Genomic DNA, 18,701 nt, shown 5'->3' with positions numbered 1-18,701 from the left:
ATTTTACCCGGATAAAATATCCGTGTCAATATTGCCCGGACGAAATGGCGGAGCGGCCCGTAAGTACACTGTCTTCCGTCCCCCTGTGACCGTTCGGCCACCCGCCGCGGCCATAGGTTCTGGGCGCTTGTGCCCCCCGTGCCCCACCGATAGGATCGGCCCTTCACGAGACGTGGCCGCCCCCAGGCCGGGGTGCGGCATCCGGGGTGCGAAGAGGGTTGCGGTCGCCATGGTTCTTGCGGATTTCAGCGTCAACAGCGGTGCCGTCTTCAGCGAGGCGATCGGCAACGACCGGCTCGACCTGCTGACCGACTATCCCTTCACCCGGCTGGCCAACCTGCTGGCCCCGATCACCCCACGCGCCAACGTCGCCCCCATCCTGCTGACGGTGGGCGAGCCGCAGCACACCCCGCCCGCCATCATCGAAGAGACCTTGCGCGCCAGCGCCGCCGGCTGGAACAGGTATCCGCCGGTGGGCGGCACGCCGGAGTTCCGCGCCGCCGCCGGCGACTGGCTGACCCGCCGCTACGATCTGCCGGCCGGGCTGCTGCACGCCGACAGCTCCGTCCTGCCGCTGTCCGGCACGCGGGAGGCGCTGTTCATGCTGGCCCTGCTGGCGGTGCCGACGCGGAAGGCCGGGCGTCAGCCGGCGGTGCTGATGCCGAACCCCTTCTACGCTCCCTATGAAGGGGCGGCGGTGATGGCGGGGGCGGAGCCGGTGTTCCTGTCCGCCACGCGCGAGACCGGCTTCCTGCCCGACCTCGACGCCCTGACGCCGGAACTGCTGGAACGCACCGCGCTGTTCTATCTCTGCACTCCCGCCAACCCGCAAGGGGCGGCGGCGGCCCCGGCTTATCTCGCCAAGGCCATCGGGCTGGCGCGGCAGTACGGCTTCGTGCTGGCGGTCGACGAATGCTATGCCGAGATCTGGCTGGACGCCCCGCCGGCCGGCGCACTGCAGGTCGCGGCGGGCCTGCCGCAGGCGGACGGCAAGCCCTGGGCCAATTTGCTGGTCTTCCACTCCTTGTCCAAGCGGTCGAGCGCCGCCGGCCTGCGCTCCGGCTTCGTCGCCGGCGACCCGGCGCTGATCGGGCGCTTCTCCCGCCTGCGCAGCTACGGCTGTGCCGGCATGCCGCTGCCGATCATGGCGGCCAGCACCGCGCTGTGGCGCGACGAGGCCCATGTGGAAGAGAACCGCGCCGCCTACCGTGCCAAGTTCGCGGCGGCCGAGGCGGAGCTGGGTGGCCGCTATGGCTATAGCCGGCCGGCCGGCGGCTTCTTCCTGTGGCTGGAGGTCGGCAACGGCGAGGAGGCGGCCAAGAGGCTATGGGCGGAGGGTGCGATCCGCGTCCTGCCCGGCGCCTACCTGTCGCGCAGCAACCCCGGCGAGCCGAACCCCGGCGACGCCTTCATCCGCGTGGCCTTGGTACAGGATACCGACACCGTCGCCCAGGCCTGCGCGTCCATCGTCCGCATTCTCGGCTGACCGTTCCGGTCGGCCCCCGTTTCGGTTTCTACAGCACGAGGTTTCCGCCCCATGGCCCGACCCGCCGGCCCCACCTCCGCGCGCCCCCGGCCCAGCCTGGGACGGACCACCCCCAGCCCGCGCAAGGGTGCACCCCGCGACGGCGTCAAGGAGCCGGGCAAGGACCGCATCCGATCCGGCCGCGGCCGGCAGGAAAAGCCGCCCTTCTTCTCGCCGGCCATGCGCGCCTTCGTCGTCGCCCGGGCGCGCGAGGCGATGGGCTTCGTGCTGGGCCTGTTCGGCCTGCTGCTGATGGTGCTGCTGGGCAGCTATGACCCGCATGACGCCTCGCTGAATTCGGTCCCCGCCACGGCGGCGGGGGCGCACAACCTGTTCGGCACCCCCGGCGCCTACGCCGCCGACCTGCTGATCCAGTCGCTGGGCTGGGCCGCCTTCGTCATTGCGCTGGTGCCGATGTTCTGGGGCTGGCGCCTCGGCGCCCAGCGCAAGCTCGGCAACCCGCTGTTCCGCACGGTGCTGGCGCTGTGGGGCGTGTTCCTGGTGTCGATGGCGCTGGCCGGCCTGACCAGCGCCTCCACCGACCCGCTTGCCCCGCTTCCGGGCGGCAGCATCGGCCAGATCCTGCTGCGCGGCGTCGGCAACCTGTTCGGGGCCGAGCCGATGGTGGCGACCGCCGCCGCGGTCGGCGGCGGGCTGGTGCTGTTCCTGGCTGCCGGCCTGACCATCGGCGAATGGATCGCCAGCGTCCGCTCGCTCGGCCGCGGTATGGTGAACGGCGTGCGCATGATCCGCCAGGCTGCCCGCAGCGGCGTCGACTCCCTGCGCCGCCACGGCCGCAGCGCCGCCCAAGCCGCCTCGGTCGCGGTGGACGACGCGCTGCGCGGCGACGATGCGCGGAAACGCGGCCGCCCGCGCTTCGACGAGGCCGTGCAGGTGCCCCCCTCGCCTCCCGCCGGCCTCGATGCCGGTCCGGTCCCGCTGTCGGCCGCCCCGACCACCTCCCCCGCTGCCGCCGACAAGCCGGTCCGCCCCGTCCCCATCATCACCCCGCCCAAATCCGCAGCGTCGGAGCGCGAGGCGGCGAAGGCCGACCCGCGCCAGACCCGGCTGCCGCTGGGCGAGGAGGACGGCCCGCCGGGCTACGAGCTGCCGCCGCTCGACCTGCTGCAGGTGCCGCCCACCGGCATCCGCGGCGAGCAACTGGACGAGGCCGCGCTTCAACGCAACGCCAGCCAGCTGGAAGGCGTGCTGGGCGATTTCGGCGTGCGTGGCGAGATCCAGAAGGTCCATCCCGGCCCGGTCGTCACCCTGTACGAGCTGGAGCCGGCCCCTGGCACCAAATCCTCCCGCGTCATCGGCCTCGCCGACGATATCGCCCGCTCGATGAGCGCGGTGTCGGTCCGCGTCGCCGTGGTCCCCGGCCGCAACGTCATCGGCGTCGAGCTGCCCAACGCCAGGCGCGAGACCGTGCTGCTGCGCGAGTTGATGGCGGCAGAAGGCTTCGACAAGCATGGCGGCAAGCTGGCGCTGGCGCTCGGCAAGGACATCGGCGGCCAGCCGGTGGTCGCCGACCTCGCCCGCTTCCCCCACCTGCTGGTCGCCGGCACCACCGGCTCGGGCAAGTCGGTGGCGATCAACACCATGATCCTGTCGCTGCTCTACCGGCTGCCGCCGGAGCGCTGCCGCTTCATCATGATCGACCCCAAGATGCTGGAATTGTCGGTCTATGAGGGCATCCCCCACCTGCTGACCCCCGTCGTCACCGACCCCAAGAAGGCGGTGGTGGCGCTGAAATGGACGGTGCGGGAGATGGAGGACCGCTACCGCAACATGTCCAAACTGGGCGTGCGCAACATCGAAGGCTACAACGCCCGCCTGCGCGAGGCGCGCGAGGGCGGCGAGTCGCTGACCCGCCGCATCCAGACCGGCTTCGACCCCGATACCGGCAAGCCGCTGTTCGAAGAGCAGCCTCTGGACCTCACCGAACTGCCCTATATCGTCGTGATCGTCGACGAGATGGCCGACCTGATGCTGGTCGCCGGCAAGGACATCGAAGCCGCCATCCAGCGACTGGCCCAGATGGCGCGCGCCGCCGGCATCCACCTGATCATGGCGACGCAGCGCCCGTCGGTGGACGTCATCACCGGCACCATCAAAGCCAACTTCCCGACCCGCATCAGCTTCCAGGTCACCAGCAAGATCGACAGCCGCACCATCCTCGGCGAACAGGGCGCCGAGCAGCTGCTGGGCCAGGGCGACATGCTCTACATGGCCGGCGGCGGCCGCATCACCCGCGTCCACGGTCCCTTCGTCTCCGACCATGAGGTCGAACAGATCGTCAAATTTCTCAAGGCGCAGGGCGAACCCAATTATGTCGACGCCATCCTGGAGGACGAGGAAGGCGAGGAAAGCTTCGACGACGGCGCCCTACCGGGCACCGGCGGAGGATCGGGCGACGACCTCTACGACAAGGCGGTGGCGGTGGTCTGCCGGGAACGCAAGGCCTCGACCAGCTTCATCCAGCGCCAGCTGCGCATCGGCTACAACTCCGCCGCCCGCCTGATCGAGCGGATGGAGACCGAAGGGGTGGTCAGCAAGCCCAACCACTCCGGAAAGCGCGAAGTGCTGGCGCGCAACATCGACGAATGAGTGTTTTCAGGCTGCCGGTTGACAGCGATGGGGTACAGCACCAATATCGGGGGTAGGCAGGCCGAGGACTGGTACTCCGCGGCCCGCCCGCCCGATCTTAGTGCATCAGAAGGTCAAGCAGCCGCTTGACGATCTCCAGCACCAGGATCAGGAGAGTGAGGATCTTCTCCATCCTCCAGCCCTCCCTTGGTACGGCGGCGATGGCGGCCCTCCCGCCATCGCGTCCGCCGGCGGACTATGGGTCAGGCGGGCACATCCGCAAACGGGAAATTAACGCAAACGTATTCTTTTTCTGATTGCAGGTAGCGCCCTCACCGTCGCAAAGGCACCAGCGATCCCAGCAGGAACAGCGCGGCGGCCGCCACCACCACGCTAGGCCCCCCCGGCAAGTCCCAGTTCAGCGACGCCATCAGCCCGGCGACCACCGCCAGGATGCCCAGGACCGACGCCAGCGCGGCCATTCCCTCCGGCGTGCGGGCGAAGCGCCGGGCCGCCGCCGCGGGAATGATCAGCAGCGAGGTGATCAGTAGGATGCCGACGATCTTCATGGCGATGGCGATCACCAGCGCGATCAGCAGCATGAAAGCCAGCCGCAGGGCGTCCACCGGCATGCCCTCCACCCTTGCCAGATCCTCGTCCACCGTCACCGCCAGCAACCGGCGCCACAGCAGCGCCAATCCCGTCAGCGCAACCACACCGCCGCCATAGATCGCCATCAGGTCGCCGTCGGTCACCGACAGGATGTCGCCGAACAGATAGGCCATCAGGTCGACCCGCAGCGTCTCCAGGAAGGCCAGCGCCACCAGCCCCAGCGACAGCGAGCCGTGCGACAGGATGCCCAGCAGCGTGTCGGCCGCGAGATGCCGCCGCCGCTGCAAAGCCACCAGCGCCAGCGCCAGCGACACGCAGACCACCATCACGCCGACCATCGGGTTGACGCCCAGCAGGAAGCCCAGCGTCACCCCCAGCAGGGCCGAATGGGACAGCGTGTCGCCGAAATAGGCCATGCGCCGCCACACCACGAAGGACCCCAGCGGCCCGGCCAGCAGGGCGATGCCGCCGCCGGCTAGCAGGGCGCGGATCACGAACTCATCCATGGCAGCAGTCCCCGTCATGATCGTGCACGACCTTGCCGTCCCCGGCATGGGCATGGTCGTGGTGATGAACATAGACAGCGAGGTCGCGGGCATGGCCGCCGAACAGGGCGTGGTATTCCGGATGGCGGCTGACATCCTCCGGCCGGCCGGAACAGCAGACATGGGCGTTCAGGCAGATCACCCGGTCGGTGCGCGCCATCACCGTGTGCAGGTCGTGGCTGACCAGCAGCACGCCGCAGCCGCGCCGCAGCCGCACCTGGGCGATGCGGTTGAACAGCTCCGCCTGTCCATGGACGTCGACCGCCTGGTCGGGTTCGTCCAGCACCAGCAGGTCCGGCTCGCCCAGCAGGGCGCGGGCCAGCAGCACGCGCTGCATCTCGCCGCCGGAAATCGTCTGCACCGCCGAGTCGGCCAGCCGCGTCACCCCGGCCTCCTCCAGCGCCGCCGCCACCCGGTCGGTGGTCACCGGCCGCCACAGCGCCAGGAAGCGGCGCACGGTCAGCGGCAGGGTCTGATCCACCGACAGCCGTTGCGGCATGTAGCCGATGCGCAGGTTCGGACGCCGCAGCACCCGCCCGCCGTCGGGGGCCACCAGCCCCAGCACGGCACGCACCAGCGTCGTCTTGCCGGCGCCGTTCGGGCCGATCAGCGTCACCACCTCCCCCGGCTCGACGGCGACGTTGACGCGGTCCAGAACGGTGCGGCTGCCGAAGCGGACGGTCAGATCCTCGGTCCAGGCGAGCGGGCCGGAGAAGAGTGCGGAGGGATCCCGGTTCGGGTGGGGTGTTGACATGTTACGTTATAACGTGACACCAAAGTGACTGTGGCTTCCCTATGCGCTGAAACCGGCAGCCTGTCCAGCAAGTCGAGAGGATCCCTCCCATGCGCCCCATCGCGCTGTCCGCCATCCTGACCGGCGCCCTGGGCGCCGCCCTGACCACCCTGGCCGCAACGGCGGCTCAGGCCGAGGTGCCGAAGGTGGTGGTGTCGATCAAGCCGATCCATTCCCTGGTCGCCTCGGTCATGCGGGGGGTGGGCGAACCGACCCTGCTGGTCCGCGGCGGCGCCTCGCCGCACAGCTACACGCTGAAGCCGTCGGATGCGAAAGCGCTGTCGGCTGCCGATCTGGTGGTCTGGGTCGGCCCGGACCTGGAAGGTTTCCTGGAAAAGCCGCTGCAGGCCAACGCGCCGAAGGCGACGCGGCTGACCCTGATGGACCAGAAGGGCATGACCCTGCTGCAAGCCCGCGAAGGCGGCGCGTGGGAGCCGCATGACCATGGTCATGAAGGACACGGCCACAAGGATCATGACCATGAGGGCCATGCCGCCGATCATGGCGACGATCACGACGAGCTGAACAGCCACATCTGGCTCGATCCGGCCAACGCCCGCACCATCGTCACGGCGACGGCGGAAGCGCTGGCCGCGAAGGACCCGGCCGATGCCGAGACCTACCGCACCAACGCCGACCGCACCCTCCAGGCGCTCGACGCGTTGGATGCGGAACTGAAGGCCACGCTGGCGCCGCTGAAGGAGAAGCCTTTCGTCGTCTTCCACGACGCCTACCAGTATTTCGAGGCGCGCTACGACCTGTCGGCGGTGGGATCGATCACCGTCAGCCCGGACCGCCGCCCGTCCGCCAAGCGCCTGTCCGCCATCCGTACCAAGATCGCCGGACTGAACGCCGCCTGCGTCTTCGCCGAGCCGCAGTTCGAACCGACGCTGGTCCGCACCGTGGTGGAGGGTACCAAGGCGAAGACCGGCGTGCTCGACCCCGAAGGCGCCGATCTGCCGGAAGGCGAGGCACTCTACCCGACCCTGATGCGCAACATCGCCACGTCGCTGCGTGTCTGCCTTGGCGCTTAAGCCCCGGCCAGCCCTGTGCTAAACCGCTGGGAGGGCGCGAAAGTCCGGCCGGAAGAGCTGGCCGGAGGAGCCAAACGAAGGATGGGCGTCATGAAGATCGGTATCGTCGGGTGCGCGGGGCGCATGGGCCAGATGCTGGTGCGCGAGATCGCGGCGACCGCGGGCTGCACGCTGGCCGGCGGGACCGAACGGGTGGGCGGTCCGGCGCTGGGCAAGGATCTGGGCGTGCTGGCCGGACTCGACCCGCTGGGCGTCACCGCCATCGACGACCCGGTCGCCCTGTTCGCGGAGGCCGACGCGGTGATCGACTTCACCGCTCCTGAGTCGACGGAGCGGCACGCGGCACTCGCCGCCCAGTCGGAAACGGCGCTGGTCATCGGCACCACCGGCCTGAACCCGTCGCAGCAGGCGGCCATCGCCACCGCGGCGACCCACACCGCCATCGTCCAGTCGCCCAACATGTCGCTGGGCGTCAACCTGCTGCTGGCGCTGGTGGAGCAGGTCGCCCACGCGCTGGACGACGACTTCGACATCGACATCCTGGAGATGCACCATCGCCGCAAGGTCGATGCGCCGTCGGGCACCGCACTCGGCCTCGGCCGCGCCGCGGCGGCCGGGCGCGGAGTGGCGCTGGAGGATGTCTGGCAGAAGGTGCGTGACGGCCACACCGGCGCCCGCCCGCGCGGCGAGATCGGCTTTGCCACGCTGCGCGGCGGCGACGTCATCGGCGACCACACAGTGATCTTTGCCGCCGACGGCGAGCGGGTCGAACTGACCCACAAGGCGTCGGGCCGCCAGATCTACGCCAAGGGCGCCGTCCGCGCCGCCCTGTGGGCCCAGGACAAGACGCCGGGGCTCTACAGCATGCGCGACGTGCTGGGCGTCTGAGCCCGGAGGGGCCGGGGTGACGGCCTACACCCCCGCCCCGTCACGCTCCAGCACGGCCAGGAAGGCGTCGACCACGCGCGGATCGAAATGGCTGCCTGATTCGGCGCGCAGCAGGTCCAGAACCTCGGCGATGTCCCAGGCCTTCTTGTAGGGGCGGCGGTGCAGCAGCGCGTCGAACACGTCGGCGACGGCGACGATGCGGCCGGCCAGCGGGATGGCGTCGCCTGCCAGCCCCTGCGGATAACCGCTGCCGTCGAACTTCTCGTGGTGGCTCTCGGCGATCTCGGCCCCCATCGACAGGTAGCCGTGGCGGTCGCCGCCGCAGGCGTCGCGCAGGATGCTGCCGCCGATGGAGGCATGGTCGCGCATGACCGCCATTTCCGCCTCGTCGAGCCGACCGGGCTTGCGCAGGATGGCGTCGGGAATGCCGACCTTGCCGACGTCGTGCAGGACGCTGGCCAGCCCGATGGTGTCGCAGAACCAGTCGTCCAGTTCGCCGGGAAAGGCGTCGCGGGCGCGGAGTTCGCGGGCGATCGCCGTGGCCCAGCGGCCCAGCCGCTTCACATGGTCGCCGGTGACCTCGTCCTTGTACTCGGCCAGCTTGCCCAGCGCATGGACGGTGGCGACCTGCGCCTCGTTCAGCCGTTCATAGAGCCGAAGATTGTCCAGCCCGACCGCCGCCTTGCTGCAGAGCAGTTCCACCAGCAGCCGGTCGCCCTCGGCGAAGGGCCCGCCCAGCAGGCAGAGCGCCAGCGGCTCGGCATCGCGGCCGCGGAGCACCACCACCCCGTACCGGGCGCCCCAGCGCGGCTGTCCGTCGGCCAGAGCCGCCATGATATCGGCGGCGATTTCGGCCGGCAGATCTTCGACCGGCAGCCCGGTTCCCACGACGACCGCCGGTCGTCCGCCCTCCCCGGCACCGCACATCAGGGCGGACCGGACGTCCGTCACCAGCGCCGCGGCCCGCCCGGCCAGCCCGGCCAGGAATTGCGGGCGCGAGCGCAAGCCGCCCAGATGATCGGCCGCCTCCATCACTCGCTCCAGCCCCTGCCGGCTGCGCTCGATGGTCACGATGTGCCGGTAGGAGCGTAATGCCGCCATGGCCGTGGTATAGAGCTTCTGCGCCGTCAGTTCGCTCTTGGCCTTGTAGTCGTTGATGTCGTAGGTGGCGATCACCTGCCGTTCGGGCGCCTGCCCGGGCTGGCCGGTACGCAGGATGATCCGGATCTGCCGGTTGTCCATGTCCTCGCGGATATGGCGTACCAGCTTCAGCCCGGCATCGTCGGTCTCCATCACCACATCCAGCAGGATCGCGGCGATGCCGGGATGCTCGGCCAGCAGAGACCGCGCCTGCTTGGCAGTGTAGGCGGACAGGAAGCGGACCGGCCGTTCCTCGAACGTCATCTCGCCCAGCACGACGCGGGTGATGGCGTGGACCTCCTGGTCGTCGTCGACGATCAGGATCAGCCAGGGCGGGTTGCGCCGCCCGCCATCGGCCGGACCCTCCGGCTCGGCGGCGAATTCGAGGATATCCCCCGCCGGCTCCCGCCGCGCCTTTTCGGCCACGCCATCCCTGTCGCACCCGTCGGTCAACACCGCCTCCGCGGATCGATTCGCTTCGGCAAGCGTCGCGACCATACCGGCGCGTGCATTCCCCGATTCTTCGACAATTTTCGGCGAAGTTATAATGAACTGTCAACCAATCGGCTTGCGCATGACGGTGCCGAGCATCCAGGGGCGCTTCAGGCGGTCCGCTTCCAAGCCACGGTCAGCAGCCCGGCCCCCATGAGCAGCGATCCGCCGACCCTGTTGACCGCCCGCTGCACCGACGGCGTCCGCACCGCCCGCCGCGCCGCCGAGGCGAGCAGGGCATAGCCGGCGGCGTTCAGCGTCGCCAGCACCAGGAAGGTCGCCTCCATCACCACCATCTGCCCGGCCAGCGGCCGGCCGGTGTCGAGGAACTGCGGCAGGAAGGCGACGAAGAAGACGATGCTCTTCGGGTTCAACGCGGTGACGGCATAGGTGTGCAGCATCATGCGCCAGGGCCGCACCGCCGACTCGTCGGCCACGGTGTCGGCAGCCCGGACCGGCGCCCGCCACAGCTTGATGCCGAGATAGACCAGATAGGCGGCGCCCGCCCATTTCAGCAGGGTGAACAGCGCGGCCGAGGTCGACAGCAGCACCCCCAGCCCCAGCATCGAGGCGGTCATCGCGGTGAAGTCGCCCAGCGCCACCCCCGCCACCGTCGCCATGGCCGATTTCCGCCCATGGCCCAGCGCATAGGAGACGACGATCAGCACCGTCGGCCCGGGGATCATCAGCATGATGGCGGAGGCGGCGGCGAAGGCGAGCCACAGGTCGGGGGACATGGATCGGGTCTCCGGTGTATCAGGGACCCATCCATCAATCCACAGCGCGGCGGTTCGCGCAATGGCCGCCTGACCTCAAATCCGCCGCAGCGGACGGCGGGCGCTCCACACGCCGGCCAGGAAGGGCAGCGCCAGCAGGATCTGCAACGCCGCCCAGCCCAGCGCCTCCCAGTTCGGCCGCGTCCAGTCGACCTCGTGCAGCGCCTCCACAAAGGGAAGCTGGCCGTAGATCAGCGACTCGAGCGGCACGAAGCCCTCGGCCACCACCGTCAGCAGCGCGCCCAGCAGCAGCCCGAAGCCCAGAACCGCTTCGACCGGCAGGCGGCGGACGGCGCCGCAAAGGCCACGCGGCTCGCCATCCGCGGCGGGAACCGCCGGACGGAACAGGCTGGCGATGCCCAACGCGCCGCGCGTTTCCGTCCCGACCGGACGGCGGGCGGCGCGGATCAGCCCCAGCACCGGCAGTGCCACCGCCGGGATCAGCAGATACGGGTTGGGGAAATCGCGGTAGCGGCCGTCATAGACGATCAGCAGAGACCAGGCCAACGCCGCGACGCCCAGCGCCACCGCACTCCACCGCCCCACCCTCTCGGTGCGGGTCAGGGCCGGGCGGGCATGGCGCAGGCCGACCAGCGGCTCGATCGCCAGACCGCCGCTCGCCAGCGTGCGGTGGGCGGTCAGCAGCACCGCCAGCGACAACGCCGCCGTCAGCGCCAGCATCGCCACGGCCAGCGTGGTGTCCTGCCAGTAATGCTTGCCGTGCTCCGCCAGAAAGGCGGCACGGACGTAGAGGGTCGACAGCGCCTGCGCCAGCAGGATCAGCACCGCCCAGCCGGTACCCGGCAGATGGCGGCGCAGCAGGGCCAGCCCGCCCAGCAGCACCAGCGCCAGCCCGCTGGACGCCGCGAACAGCCAGGGCCAAGCGACATTGCCGACGACCGGCCCGGCCAGCGAGAATTTCGGCGTGCGGTCGGCGTTGTACAGGCCCCAATGGCCGCCGACGGTGCCCTCCAGCTTGGCCTTCCATTCCTGGTCGAAGGCCTCGATCACGTTGTAGTCGAAGCCTTCCTGCTCGGCCATGCGGACGAAGGCGTTGACGAACTTCGCCTTGTTGACCAGCCCCGGCACCGCGGCGCCGCGCGAGCGCCCCTGCGTCGGCCAGCCGGTCTCGCCGACCAGGATCGGCTTGCCCGGGAAGCGGTGGGCGATGGTGCGGTAGCTCTGGCGGATGCGCTCGGTGGCGGCCTCGACGCCGGCCGGCACGTCCTCCCAATAGGGCAGCAGGTGGATGGTCAGGTAATCGACGTGGGAGGATATCTGCGGGTATTTCAGCCACCATTCCCAGACGTCGGCATAGGACACCGGCTGCTTCACCGCCGCCTTGACGCGGTCGATGTAGCCGGCGACCTGCTCCGGCGTCAGTTCGCGGCGCAGCAGCACCTCGTTGCCGACGATGACGCGGGTGATGACGTCGGGATAGCGGTTGGCCAGCTCGATCAGCGAGGCGATCTCCGCCTCGTTCTTGTCGGTCCGCGAGGACAGCCACGCCCCCATGGTGACCTGCATGCCGTGCTTGCGCGCCAGTTCCGGCACCACCTGCAAGCCTTCCAGCGAGGTATAGGTGCGGATGCCGGCCACCTGCGGGGCCAGCGCGACGATGTCCTCCTCGATCTGGGCGGTGGAGGGCAGGACGCCGGTCAGCGGGCTCTGCCCGTCGCGGAAGGGGGCGAAGGACACGCTGCGCAGCTTGCCCCCCGGCGGCGGGTCGAGCGGCACCGGCAGGTTCGGCAAGGACCAGACGGCGAGATTGGCGAGGCCGGCGACGATCATCGCGGCGAGGATGAGGATCAGGCGCATGGGCGGGATGTCTACACCAAAGGCTTGACGGTTTGAACGGCGACCGTCGCACCAACAGGGCGGGCGGCGCTTTTATTCACCGGCTCGGTAAGAAAATGGGCGCGTCCCCCGGAGGAGACGCGCCCGTCAGTCGGTCAAGGATTGAGTGACGTGCCTTCGTCACAATTCGGTAAACCGGCGGGAGGGGGAGTTTATTCCGCTGGAAAGTGTGACTTTGTGCGGGTCCATGGCTTCCGCGTTGCCGAATCGCCCGATTGCATTCAGCCCGGCTCTCAACCTCGTAGTTGGGTCTTCGGGATCCGGTGCGGCGCGGCTGATTGTGCTTGCACGGCGTAGGGGGCCGGCAGGGGAACCCAACATCTATGCACGGCGATCCTCCAGCCGGCGGCACGAACCGAATTCATGCAACAACGCCCAACAGTGGCTCAATATCCGAAGGCATGGGGAAGCGCGGTGGTGATGTCGGGAACGAAGGCGATCACCAGAAGACAGAGGAACAGGACCCCGAGATACTTCATGATCGGCTTCACCGTCTCCTCCAGCCGGACCCCGCCGATCAGACAGGAGCCGTAAAGGCCGAGGCCGAGCGGCGGCGCGAACAGGCCGATCCCCATGCCGATCACCAGGATGATGCCGTAATGCAGCGGGTCGATGCCAAGCTGGCGGGCGACCGGCATCAGCAGAGGCCCGAAGATGATCAGCGCCGCCGCCCCCTCCAGCACCGAACCCATGAAGATCAGGATCAGCACCGAGAGAAGCAGGAACACCCAGGTGCCGTGCGCCGAGGACAGCTCGACCATGAAGTCGGCGACGGCGTGCGGGATCTGCTGGAGCGTCAGGACATAGGCGAGGCTCTGCGCCGCCGCGACGATGAACAGGACCATGCCGGACCGGACGGCCGCCTTGCCCATGACCTGGGCCGCCGTCTTCCAGGTCATCTCGCGGAACAGGAAACCGCCGACGACCAGCGCGTAGAGAACCGCGAAGGCCGAGATCTCGGTGGCGGTCGCGAAGCCCGACCGGTAGCCGCCGAAAATCAGGACGATCAGCCCGATCGCGGCGAGCGCGCTGCCGAGCAGCCCCTTCATCGGCGCCGCGCTCTCGGCGAGGTCGGGCGCCGGGGCCTTCTTGCCCATCGCAATCGCCATCACGATCAAGGCCGACGCCATCAGCGCCGAAGGCAGCAGGCCGGCGACGAACAGGCCGCCGATCGACAGGTTGGCGACGAAGCCGAGGATGATCAGGTTGACGCAGGGCGGGATCGTTTCGGCCATCACCGCCGACGCCGCCAGCAGGGCGACGGCGTCGCCCGGCTTCTGGCCCGACTTGCGGGCGGCGGGCACCAGGACGGATCCGACGGCGGCGACGTCGGCCATCTTCGAGCCGGAGATGCCGGAGAAGATCACCATGCTGAGGACCATGACGACGTCGAGGCCGCCGCGCATCCGCCCGACGCCCTGCCGCAGCAGGGTGATGAGGCGGACGGACATGCCGTTGGCCTCCATCAGGTAGCCGACGAGGATGAAGAACGGCACCGCGAGCAGCACGAAATTGTCGATGCCGCGCGCCATCTGCTGCGCGAAGATCTCGCCCGGCAGGATGTCCCCGCCCCAGATGAAGACCAGTGCGGTCAAGGCCAGGACGAAGCCGATCGGCACGCTCAGAACCAGGGCCACGACGAAGGCGATCAGCATGGCGACCGGCATGCCGGGCAGCGTGTCGGGCGAAGCCAGCGACCACAGGGTCCACAGCCCCGCCACCACACCCAGCATCGCGACGCTCAGCAGGATATGCCGGAGCTTGTGGTGCCACGCCTGATCAAGCGCGAAGACGGTCATCGCCGCCGCCGACAGGCAGATCGGAGCGAAGAAGACCTCCTGTGGGATGCCGGCGCCGACCGTCTGCCCGGCGGTTTCCCGCGTGAGCAGGAAACTGTTCCAGCACAAGGCGCCGGCCACCACCACGACCGTGACGGACACCAGGCAGTCGATCGGGGCGCGGATCCAGGGCGGCAGTTGGTCGACGAAGAAGGTGACGCCCGCGTTCTCGCCATGGGCCAGAGCCGCCGCCGCGCCGAAGAAGCTCAGCGACAGCAGCAGCGCGCGGGCGACGTCGTCGCTCCAGACCAGGGGAGCGTCGAACAGATGGCGGCCAAGCACCGAGCCGACCACCACCACGAGGTCGGCGACGAGCGCCAGCCCCGCGATGATCTCGATCAGCGACACGATCTTCGGGATCACACCGGAATGCTTGGGCGCGAGGGTCCGTCCGTCCACGCCGCCGGTCGTCGATGCCTGTGCCATGGGGTCACGCCTTCTCGGTCTGGTGGACGGCGTCCAGCAGCGCCTTCGCGCCCGGCGTCTGCTGGGCGAACTTGTCCCACAGCGGCTGCATCCGCTTGCGGAAGCCCTCGCGGTCGCATTCGGCGACCGTCACACCCTTCTGCTTGAGCTGGTCGATGGCTTCCAGCTCGACCTGGGCCGCCTTGGCGAACTGGTCCTTGGCGGTCTCTCGGACCGCCTGCAACAGGCCGTCACGCAGGTTGGACGACAGTTTCTGCAAGGTCTTGTCGCTGACAAAGGCGCCGAAGGGCGTGTGGATGTGCCGGGTCAACGTGAAGTGTTTCGCCGTCTCGTAGAATTTCGCCGACAGGATGGTCGGGGCGTCGTGCTCCATCCCGTCGATCACCCCGGCCTGGAGGCCGGTGTAGACCTCGCCGAAGGCCATCGGCGTGGCGGCAGCGCCCATCAGCCGGACCGTCTCGGTGACGACCGGGCTCGGCAGAGAGCGGATCTTGCGGCCGGCAAGGCCGGCGCTGTCGGTGAAGGCGAATTTGGTGATGAAGTTGCGCGCACCGATGTTGCGGCCCCAGGCGGGGAAATGGGCGCCGGCCTTCTGCACCAGCAGCTTTTCCAGATCCGCGCCGGCCGGCGTGGCGGTCGCCCGCAGCAGGTGGTCGTAGTCCTGGAACAGGTAGCCCAGATCGAAGATGCCGAATTCCGGCACGATGTTCGTCCAGATCGAGGCTCCCACCAGCATCATATCGACGACGCCGAGCTTGACCTGGTTGACCATGTCGGCCTCTTGGCCGAGCTGGTTGTCGGGGAAGAACTGCGCGGTGATCTGGCCGTCCGTCGCCGCCTTCAGCCGGGGCACGAAGAGATCGTACCAGATGCGCGCCGTCGAGAATTGCGGGTCGTTCGGGTAGGAGGTGGAGATCTTCAGCGTGGTGGCGGCCTGGGCCTTTCCGACGATCGCCGGGGCCGCGAGAAGCGACCCGGCACCGGCGATGACCACGCGGCGCGACAGACGGGTGGACAGCATCGTTTCCTCCTTGGATGGACTTCTTGATCTTCAGCTGTGCGGCGGGACCGGCGGTCAGAGGACCGAGAGCATGCCGCCATCGACGTAGATGATCTGGCCGTTGACGTAGTCGGACGCGCTCGACGCCAGGAACACGGCGGTGCCGACCAGCTCCTCCGGCTTGCCCCAGCGCTTGGCTGGCGTGCGCCCCTTGACCCAGGCGTCGAAGGCGGGGTTGTCGATCAGCGCCTGGTTCATGTCGGTGATCATGTAGCCCGGACCGATCGCGTTGGCCTGGAGGCCGGAGCCGGCCCATTCCGCCGCCATCGCCTTGGTCAGCATCTTGATTCCGCCCTTGGCCACCGTGTAGGGCGCCACCGTCGCGCGGGCGAGTTCGCTGGTCAGCGAACCGATGTTGATGATCTTGCCGGCACCGCGCGGGATCATCCGCCTGGCCGCCTCGCGGCCGACCACGAAGGCGCTGGTCAGATTGGTCTCGATCACCGTCCGCCATTCCGGCGTCGTCAGCTCGACCATCGGCTTGCGCAGCTGGATGCCGGCGTTGTTGACGAGGATGTCGATCGCGACTCCGTCGGCGTCGAAGCGCTCGAAGGCGGCGACGATCGCCGCTTCGTCGGTGATGTCGAAGCAGGCCGAGCCGACCTTGCGGCCGGCTTGGCGCATCTCTTCGGTCGCTGCGGCGAGCCGGTCGGGGTTGGCGCCGTTCAGGACGACGGTGGCGCCGGCCGCCGCCAGCCCCTCGGCCATGGCGCGGCCGAGACCGCGCGAGGACCCGGTGACCAGAGCGGTCTTCCCGGTCAGGTCGAAAAGCGGATTGGACAGGGTGGGCATGGGGCGTTCTCCTCAGGCGGCCGACCGGCGGACGGTCAGGTCGGGTCGCTCGTAGACCGACGGCAGCAGGTCGATGCCCAGCCCCGGCCCCTCCATCGGGTAGACGTAGCCGTCCTTGATCGTCGGCATCGCCGTGACCAGCTCGTTGTACCAGCCGGTGTAGAAGGCGCGGACCGATTCCTGGATCAGTGTGTTCGGCTGGCTGAACGACATGTGGATGGCGGCGACGAAGCCGACCGGCCCGATGCAGTCGTGCGGCGCGAAGGGGCGGTGGTAGGTCTCCGCCATGGCGGCGATCTTGCGCCCCTCGGTCAGCCCGCCGGTCCAGCACAAATCGGCCATCACCACATGCATGGCGTCGCGGTCGAGCATGTCCTTGTAGGGGAAGCGCGACCCCAGCGTCTCGCTGGCGCATACCGGAACCGTCGTCGAGCGGGCGTATTCCGCCAGGGCCTGGGGCGAGTTCATCCGGATCGGATCCTCGTACCAGGTCGGCGCGTAGGGTTCCAACGCCCTGGCGATCTTCATGGCGGTCGGCAGGTTCCACAGGGAGTGGAACTCGACCATGATCTCCATCTTGTCACCGACCGCCCTGCGGATCTTCTCGAAGGGCTCGATCGCCGTCTTCAACTGCGCGGCCGTGATATGGAGTCCCTGGTTCTCGATCGCGTGCGGATCGAAGGGCCAGATCTTCATGGCGCTGATGCCGTTCTCCAGCAGGTTCTCGGCCAGCGCGTCCGCCCGGTTCATGAAGCCGTCGAGGTCCTCATAGGGACCGTTGCGGTCCTGGAAGTTCCAGTTCGAGACCGGCTTGATGTTCTGGGAACGGACGTAGCGGTAGCCGGCGCAGGTGTTGTAGATGCGCTGCCTGTCCCGGCAAAGCCCGCCCAGCATCTGGTGGACCGGCTGGCCGCAGACCTTGCCGAACACATCCCACAGCGCGATGTCGATCGCCGAGGCCGCGCGGTACTCCGCACCGGTGGACGACTGCGCCATCGGCAGGTTCAGCATGTCGCGATGGATCGCCTCGATGTGCAGCGGGTTGCGCCCGAGCAGCCGGCCGGCGAGCGTGTCGTGAATGTGCGCCTCGACCGCGCCGGCGCCGTAGAAGGTCTCGCCGAGGCCGATGACCCCGGCATCGGTGTGCACGCGGACCCAAAGGACGTTGGCGAATTCCTCGGTCCGCAGCGTTTCGATGGATGTGATCTTCAAGAGGGCCTCCCTCGGCCACGCGCGACGCGACCGGCGGGCCGCGGCATTACATTGTTCGGAGCCGTGACCATCCGTCCTGGCTTCAATTCCGCTGGAGGCTACATGCGCTTGTGATATTTCACAACATGTTTATTATGACGGCCTACACAGACGGAACCCGGTGGTTTCCGAGGGTTGGGGAGTGACGAATGGCGAAGCGTGGCGGCAAGCCTGAGCTGGTGCAGGCGGAAGGCGGCGAGACCCCGGCGCGGAGCAACAGCGTCAATTTCTTCGAGCTGGCCTACCAGCGCATCGAGGACCGGCTGGTCAATTGTGAACTGAAGCCTGGCCGGAACCTGACCATGCAAGAGATTCAGGATCTGACCGGGCTTGGCCGCACGCCGGTCCACAACGCCGTCAACCGGCTCGCCGCCGACACGCTGATCATCGTCCGCCCGCGCCACGGCCTGCAGATCGCGCCGATCGACTTGGCCCGTGAACGCCTGCTGCTGAAGCTCCGCCGCGACATCGAGCGTTTCGTCATCCGTCTGGCCGCCGAGCGTTCAGGCCCCGCTCACCGCAACCAGATGCTGCATATGGAGCGTGTCCTGCGGGAACGGCGCGACACCATCACGCTGGCCGAGTTCAACACGCTGGACCGCCGGATCGACCAGTTGATCCTGGCGGCGGCGGGTGAACCCTTCCTGGAGCATACGCTCCGCCCGCTCCACACCCTGTTCAGGCGGATCGGGTTCATCCACCACACCCACATGGTGGGGCAGACGAACCTCGACGGGACGATCGACCATCATCTGGCGGTTCTGAACGCCGTTGCGAACCGTCACCCCGACAAGGCGGTCGCCGCCTCGGACGCACTGATGGATTTCGTCGATGACATGTTCGATGCGATGGAGACGGGCATCGACCCGTCCCTGCTGGATTGCAGCATCGCGCCGCTGCTCTGACGAGCCTCGTATCAGGCGCTCAAGATATGCCGTCAGACTGGCGAGGTCGGTTCGCCCATGGCGTTGGCGAAAGATTCGTTGGAAGCTTGGGATGCCGCGGCCTTGGCGTGCGTAATACCTTGTGTCTTTGAGTTTTGTTAGAAGAGAAGCCCTGGGGGGTGGGGCATGCCCCACCCCC

At 68.6% G+C, this 18,701-nt stretch carries 14 protein-coding genes; 5 read left to right on the top strand and 9 right to left on the bottom strand.

The window, feature by feature from the left end:
• Positions 1-229 precede the first annotated feature (229 nt).
• Positions 230-1,486, top strand: a complete 1,257-nt coding sequence (locus tag JHL17_RS07060; RefSeq protein WP_200191482.1) for an aminotransferase class I/II-fold pyridoxal phosphate-dependent enzyme — start codon at positions 230-232, stop codon at positions 1,484-1,486.
• Positions 1,487-1,537: 51 nt separating this feature from the next.
• Positions 1,538-4,135: a DNA translocase FtsK gene (locus JHL17_RS07055; protein ID WP_200191480.1), complete on the top strand. Its 2,598-nt coding sequence runs from the start codon at positions 1,538-1,540 to the stop codon at positions 4,133-4,135.
• A gap of 311 nt (positions 4,136-4,446) precedes the next feature.
• On the opposite strand, the gene znuB is transcribed toward JHL17_RS07055, so the two are convergent.
• Entirely contained in the window at positions 4,447-5,232 is a 786-nt protein-coding gene (znuB, locus tag JHL17_RS07050; RefSeq protein ID WP_200191478.1) for a zinc ABC transporter permease subunit ZnuB, read from the bottom strand.
• Positions 5,225-6,025, bottom strand: coding sequence for a zinc ABC transporter ATP-binding protein ZnuC (gene znuC, locus JHL17_RS07045; RefSeq protein WP_200191476.1), 801 nt, complete (start codon positions 6,023-6,025; stop codon positions 5,225-5,227). The genes znuB and znuC overlap by 8 nt, the downstream gene beginning before the upstream one ends.
• A gap of 89 nt (positions 6,026-6,114) precedes the next feature.
• Here znuC and znuA point away from each other — a divergent pair, with 89 nt between their 5' ends.
• Together znuA and dapB are read left to right on the top strand one after the other, a co-directional pair.
• The gene (gene znuA, locus JHL17_RS07040; RefSeq protein WP_200191474.1) at positions 6,115-7,098 is read left to right on the top strand and encodes a zinc ABC transporter substrate-binding protein ZnuA; all 984 of its coding nucleotides are present in this window, start codon (positions 6,115-6,117) and stop codon (positions 7,096-7,098) included.
• A gap of 90 nt (positions 7,099-7,188) precedes the next feature.
• Positions 7,189-7,986: a 4-hydroxy-tetrahydrodipicolinate reductase gene (gene dapB, locus JHL17_RS07035; RefSeq protein WP_200191472.1), complete on the top strand. Its 798-nt coding sequence runs from the start codon at positions 7,189-7,191 to the stop codon at positions 7,984-7,986.
• A gap of 24 nt (positions 7,987-8,010) precedes the next feature.
• On the opposite strand, the gene JHL17_RS07030 is transcribed toward dapB, so the two are convergent.
• From JHL17_RS07030 to JHL17_RS07000, 7 genes are all read right to left on the bottom strand, one after another.
• On the bottom strand, positions 8,011-9,582 hold the full coding sequence (locus tag JHL17_RS07030; protein ID WP_345773766.1) for an HD domain-containing phosphohydrolase: 1,572 nt from the start codon (positions 9,580-9,582) through the stop codon (positions 8,011-8,013).
• A 146-nt stretch (positions 9,583-9,728) separates the two neighbouring features.
• A complete protein-coding gene (locus tag JHL17_RS07025; protein ID WP_200191468.1) occupies positions 9,729-10,355 on the bottom strand; it encodes a LysE family translocator in 627 nt (208 codons plus the stop codon).
• 75 nt (positions 10,356-10,430) lie between these two features.
• On the bottom strand, positions 10,431-12,212 hold the full coding sequence (locus JHL17_RS07020; RefSeq protein ID WP_200191466.1) for a glycoside hydrolase family 17 protein: 1,782 nt from the start codon (positions 12,210-12,212) through the stop codon (positions 10,431-10,433).
• Positions 12,213-12,637: 425 nt separating this feature from the next.
• Entirely contained in the window at positions 12,638-14,515 is a 1,878-nt protein-coding gene (locus JHL17_RS07015; protein ID WP_200191464.1) for a TRAP transporter large permease, read from the bottom strand.
• Between the two features lie 4 nt (positions 14,516-14,519).
• Positions 14,520-15,536: a TRAP transporter substrate-binding protein gene (locus JHL17_RS07010; RefSeq protein ID WP_200191462.1), complete on the bottom strand. Its 1,017-nt coding sequence runs from the start codon at positions 15,534-15,536 to the stop codon at positions 14,520-14,522.
• Between the two features lie 54 nt (positions 15,537-15,590).
• Entirely contained in the window at positions 15,591-16,367 is a 777-nt protein-coding gene (locus JHL17_RS07005; RefSeq protein ID WP_200191460.1) for an SDR family oxidoreductase, read from the bottom strand.
• A gap of 12 nt (positions 16,368-16,379) precedes the next feature.
• Complete coding sequence (locus tag JHL17_RS07000; RefSeq protein WP_200191458.1) at positions 16,380-17,579, bottom strand: mandelate racemase/muconate lactonizing enzyme family protein; 1,200 nt, start codon at positions 17,577-17,579, stop codon at positions 16,380-16,382.
• A gap of 188 nt (positions 17,580-17,767) precedes the next feature.
• Here JHL17_RS07000 and JHL17_RS06995 point away from each other — a divergent pair, with 188 nt between their 5' ends.
• Positions 17,768-18,523: a GntR family transcriptional regulator gene (locus JHL17_RS06995; RefSeq protein ID WP_200191456.1), complete on the top strand. Its 756-nt coding sequence runs from the start codon at positions 17,768-17,770 to the stop codon at positions 18,521-18,523.
• Positions 18,524-18,701 lie beyond the last annotated feature (178 nt).

The sequence above is a fragment of the Azospirillum endophyticum genome (assembly GCF_016595245.1).
Taxonomy (GTDB): Bacteria; Pseudomonadota; Alphaproteobacteria; order Azospirillales; family Azospirillaceae; genus Azospirillum; species Azospirillum endophyticum.
This window is presented reverse-complemented; position numbering and strand designations above follow the sequence as displayed.